This is a genomic window from Verrucosispora sp. ts21 (assembly GCF_002879555.1).
Classification (GTDB): Bacteria; Actinomycetota; Actinomycetes; order Mycobacteriales; family Micromonosporaceae; genus Micromonospora; species Micromonospora gifhornensis.
Genome location: NZ_PNOZ01000151.1, coordinates 1 through 5,066 on the forward strand (window position 1 = coordinate 1; position 5,066 = coordinate 5,066).

General features: G+C 72.1%; 5 protein-coding genes. All 5 read left to right on the plus strand.

Annotation, left to right across the window (positions count from 1 at the left end; all coding sequences use genetic code 11):
* Positions 1-39 precede the first annotated feature (39 nt).
* Entirely contained in the window at positions 40-897 is an 858-nt protein-coding gene (locus C1A38_RS30180) for a L,D-transpeptidase (protein WP_239088742.1), read from the plus strand.
* A 174-nt stretch (positions 898-1,071) separates the two neighbouring features.
* Positions 1,072-1,866, plus strand: a complete 795-nt coding sequence (locus C1A38_RS30185) for a DUF6518 family protein (protein ID WP_102661071.1) — start codon at positions 1,072-1,074, stop codon at positions 1,864-1,866.
* Between the two features lie 79 nt (positions 1,867-1,945).
* The gene (locus tag C1A38_RS30190; RefSeq protein WP_102661072.1) at positions 1,946-3,085 is read left to right on the plus strand and encodes a site-2 protease family protein; all 1,140 of its coding nucleotides are present in this window, start codon (positions 1,946-1,948) and stop codon (positions 3,083-3,085) included.
* Between the two features lie 300 nt (positions 3,086-3,385).
* Entirely contained in the window at positions 3,386-4,078 is a 693-nt protein-coding gene (locus tag C1A38_RS30195) for a UdgX family uracil-DNA binding protein (RefSeq protein WP_102661073.1), read from the plus strand.
* Positions 4,079-4,361: 283 nt separating this feature from the next.
* Positions 4,362-5,066: MFS transporter (locus C1A38_RS30200; RefSeq protein ID WP_146017657.1), on the plus strand; the 705-nt coding region annotated here is incomplete at its 3' end.

The following is a 5,066-nucleotide window of genomic DNA, read 5'->3' on the forward strand; positions in this document are numbered from 1 at the left end:
CCCGCTCTTGAGCGGGGGCGGCGGGGGGCCGTCGCGGCGGTGGGTGTTGCGGTGCTGGTGGGTGGGTCGGCGTACGCCGGTTGGGCGCTGACGCCCTCGGCGGGGCCGGCCCCGGTGGCCCGGCCGAGCGACCAGGTGTCGGCACCGACATCGTCGGTGCCGACGGAGAGCGCCGAGACGATCGCGCCGGCGGCGCCGGCTCCGGATCACCTGCCGGAGATCGACTACGACCCGGCACCCGTCGGCTTCCCCGACGATCCGGACGCACTGGACACCACGCCGCTCACCGAGGGCGTACGCCCACAGCGCCGTCTCGCCGCGTACGACGGGCCCGGTGGGCGGCCGATCGCCTTCCTCATGCCCACGATCAGCGGGGTGGACCTGACCGTCCCGGTGGCGCGCCGCGAGGCCGGCTGGACGGCGGTGCTGCTGCCGTCGGCCAACCGCAAACTGGCGTGGCTGCCACCCGGTGGCTTCGACACGGTCGAGCTGCGGGACCAGATCGTCGTCGAGCGGGTGCCGTACCGGCTCACCTGGTACCGCGACGGCGTCGCGAAACGCAGTTGGCGGGTCAGCCTGGGTCAGCGCGGCCAGGAGACCCCGCTCGGGCGCACCTTCGTGCTGGGGCGTACGCCACCACCGGAGTCGGTCTACGGCGGCGTCGACATCTACGCCCTTGGCTCGGTGCCCGACGACCCGGAATCCGTACCGGCCGGCCTGCGCGGCGCGCACATCGGCATCCACACCTGGTACCACGACGGGGAGCTGGGCCGGCAGACCACCAACGGCTGCATCCGACTGACCCCCTCCGGGCAGCGACTGCTGCTCAAGGAGGTACCCCCGGGCAGCCCGGTGACCGTCGTCGACACGCTACCCACCCCGACCCCGACCGCCTGACCGCCGCCGAACAGCCCTGGCCCGACCACCGGCCATTTCGGGTACGCGCAACCTGACCGGTCGTGGCATGCTCGCCCGACATGAAAACCCGCATCGCTGACCGTTGTCGGACGGGCAGCTCGGCATGATGACCCGCATCGCTGACCGTTGTCGGCCGGGCAGTGGGGACCACCGATGACCACCGCGCGTCCCGCAGCTCGCCAGATCACCCGTTCCGGCGACGGTGAGGTCGGGCTGCGCCGGGCTCGCGGCACCGCGCTGCGTGCGGTCATCGCGTACCGGGATCTGTCGTGGACGCCGTTGTTGCTGGTCGGGGCCGGCCTGGGCCTGTTCGCCTTCGTCGGTGACGAACTGCCCGGCATCGCCGGGATGGTCGTGCTGACCCTCACCAGCACCGGCTTTGCCTGGGGTGGCGCTGCCCTGCTGACCGGCTACCTGACGACCAGCAGGGCACTGGCGCCGGTCAGCGCCACAGTCGTCCTGGTAACGGCGACGGTCGTCTACTACGGACTGATCATCGCCCACGGCCGCCGTTGGCGTCTCGGCACTCTCGAGGACGGCAGTTCTTCCGCCCTGAACGGTCTGGCCTCGGTCGGGCGGGCCACCGCGTTCTGGCTCGCCGCCTCGGTCGTCGCCGGTGTCCTGCTGGGCGGGCTTGGTGCGCTCGTCCGACGGGGAAGCCGGATCCAGGCGTCGGTGGCTGCGGGCGTGGTGCTCGGGCTCCTTGCCGGCCAGGGCCTGGAGTTCCTGATGATCTTCCGTGCCTGGCACGCCCTGGACGCGTTCTTCCTGGGCCGGGTGCTGTCCGCCACGGTCAGCGTCCTGCTCGCGATGATCGGGGCGACCGTGCTGCTCGCGTACCGTCGGGCCCCGAAGTCGTGGCCGGTCTTCGCCGCCACGTCCCTGCTGGCCAGCCTGGCGGGGGCGCTGCTCTGGCACCAGATCAGTTCGATCACCACCGCCATCTGAAGCCGCCGCGGCCACCTGCGGCAGGCGGCGACGTTTCCGACCCGGGCATGGGTTTAGCCTCCGGGGGTATCACCCAGGCATGAGGGCGAGTTTCGGGCTCGGTCGGATCGCGGGCGTACCAGTCGGCGTGAACTGGAGTGTCCTGGTCATCTTCGCGCTGATCTGGTGGGGGTTGTCGGCGAACCTGTTCCCGGCGTCGTACCCGGGTCGCTCGGTCGTCGCGTACGTCTTCGCGGGTCTGGCCGCGGCGGTGGTCTTCTTCCTGGGTCTGCTCGCCCACGAGGTGTCCCACGCGGTGGTGGCCAAGCGCAACGGGCTGGGCGTACAGGGGATCACGCTGTGGCTCTTCGGTGGGGTCGCCGAACTGCGGGGCGAGGCCCGTACGCCGGGCGCGGAGTTGCGCATCGCGGGCGTCGGACCGCTGGTCAGCCTGATCATCGGGGCGTTCTTCGGGGTGATCGCGATGGCCCTCGGGGTGGCCGGGGTGCACGGGCTGCTGCTGGGCGTGATGGCCTGGCTGGCCGGCATCAACCTGCTGCTGGCGCTGTTCAACGTCCTGCCGGCGGCGCCGCTGGACGGCGGGCGGCTGCTGCGCGCGGCGGTGTGGAAGGCCACCGGGGACCGGACCCGGGCGTCGGTGGTGGCGGCCCGGGCGGGTTGGGTGCTCGGCGTGGTGCTGATCGGGCTGGGGTTGTGGCGGTTCCTCAGCGGCGCCGGCTTCGGGGGGCTCTGGTTGGCGCTGATCGGCTGGTTCCTGATCGGCGCGGCCAGCATGGAGGAACGGCAGGCCCGGATGGGCAGCGCACTGCGCGGGGTACGGGTCGGCGAGGTGATGACCCCCCAGCCGCAGACCGCCTCGGGTGAGCTGACCGTGGCCGACTTCGTCGACAACTACCTGTTCGCGTACCGGCACACGGCGCTGCCGCTGACCGAGGACGGACGGCCCGTCGGCCTGGTCACCCTCGACCGGGTGCGCGGCGTGCCGAGCGACCAGCGCAGCAGCACCACCCTGGAGGCGGTGGCCTGCCGAGCCGACGACCTGGTGCTCGCCTCCCCCGACGAGCAGCTCACCGACCTGCTGCCCCGCCTCAGCGAATGCGCCGACGGCCGAGCCCTGGTAGTCGCCAACGGCAACCTGGTAGGCATCGTCTCCCCCAGCGACATCAGCCGCGCCGTCCAACGCGGCCACCTCCGCACCCAGGTCACCACCGACCACTAACCCCCACCCCGCCCCCGCCCTCGCCCTCAGCACCGCCCCAGCACCGTCGATCTTGCACTTCCTGTCGGGGTGTAACGGTCATATCTGCACCAAAGGGGGACCGGAAGTGCATGATCGACGCGGTCTTGTCGGCGTGGACGGTGCGGTCGACGTGATCGACGATGGCGTGGCGCGTGGCGCGTGGCGCGTGGCGCGTGGGGGGTGGGGGTGGCGGCGTGGCGTGGGGGCGACTGCGTGGGGGGTGTGGGTGGAGTAGGGGTGGGGAGTGGTGTGGAGGGTGGGACGGGTAGAAAGGTCGGCATGGTCGAGATTGCGCCTGGTGCCCAGCAGTTCATTCCGCCGCAGGCGGACACTCTCGACGAACTGCGGGCGGCTGCTGCCGGTTGTCAGGGCTGCGAGCTGTACCGCAACGCTTCACAGACCGTCTTCGGCCGGGGAGACGCCACGGCCCGGGTGGTCTTCGTCGGTGAACAGCCCGGCGACATGGAGGACCAGAAGGGCCTGCCCTTCGTCGGCCCCGCAGGTCGACTGCTGCGCCGCGCCGTCGACGACGCCAAGCTGGACCCCGGCCACATCTACCTGACCAATGCGGTGAAGCATTTCCGGTTCGAGCTGCGCGGCAAGCGGCGGATCCACCAGACCCCGGACCGGGTGCACATCACCGCCTGCCGACCCTGGTTGGTCGCCGAGTTCACCAAGCTGAACCCGCAGGTCATCGTGGTGCTCGGCGCGACCGCCGCGAAGGCGCTGCTGGGCCCGAGCTTCCGGGTCACCCGTCAGCGCGGCGAGCTGCTGCCCTGGCCGGCCGCCGCCGAGCACCCTGAGGATTTCCAGCGGGTGCCGGTGGACAGCGTCGGGGACACCACGGACGCCCCGCCGACCCAGCTGCTGGCCACCATCCACCCGTCCGCCGTGCTCCGCGCGGACGACCAGGACAAGGCGTACGAAGGACTGGTCGCCGACCTGACCGTCGCCGCACGAGCCCTCACCTGACCGCTGCGGAACCGCTGCGGAATCCGGCCCTGCCGCGCCCGGACCGGCACAGCTGCTGCTGGGGAGTGTCCATGGGCTGCACCTCGACGTGGCCGCCGGCCTCCCGATGGCAGGTACGCCGGTTCGTCGCGAGGCAGCGGAATGCTGACACACTTGCCGCGATGCAGCAGCTCGCGACAGCCTGGCCGGCGGGTCGGGTGCGACCGGTCCACGGCGGCGCCATCGGGATCATGAGGAAAGTCTCGGGCGTGGCCTGGAACTGTGACGGAAGCCGAGGAGAACCGTGACCACCGACGTGACCACCACGGCATCCGCACCGCCCGACATCGTGCCGATCCAGCGGCGCACCCTGCGGCTGCTGTTCAGCACCCAGATCATCGGTGGCATCGGGGTGACCATCGGCATCGCCGTCGGCGGGCTGCTCGCTGCCGAGATCGCCGGCACCGCGGTCTCCGGCCTGGTGCTGAGCGCCGCCGTGGTCGGCGGTGCGCTGCTCGCCATCCCGGTCACCCGGATCATCACCCGGCACGGCCGTCGCCCCGGCCTGGCGTTCGCGTACGGTGTCGGGGCCGTGGGCGGTGCCCTGGTGGTGCTCGCCGCGACGAGCGGGTCGATCCCGCTGCTCTTCCTCGGCATGCTCATGTTCGGTGGCGGCTCCGCGGCCAATCTCCAGGCCCGCTACGCCGCGGTCGATCTTGCCGCACCGGACCGTCGGGCTCGGCAACTGTCACTGATCGTCTGGGCCACCACGGTCGGCGCGGTGGCGGCACCGAACTTCGCCGCGCTCGCCGACCGGGCCGGCGGGGGGTTGGGACTGCCACCACTGTCCGGCCCGTTCGCCTTCAGCACTGTGGCGTTCCTGCTGGCTGCCGGCGTACTGCTGCTGTTGTTGCGACCTGACCCGCTGCTCACCGCCCGCCGGCTCGCGGCGGCCCGGACCGGCGCCGACCCCGGCACCGGGCCGGGCGGCACCGGGCAGGCCGGGGCA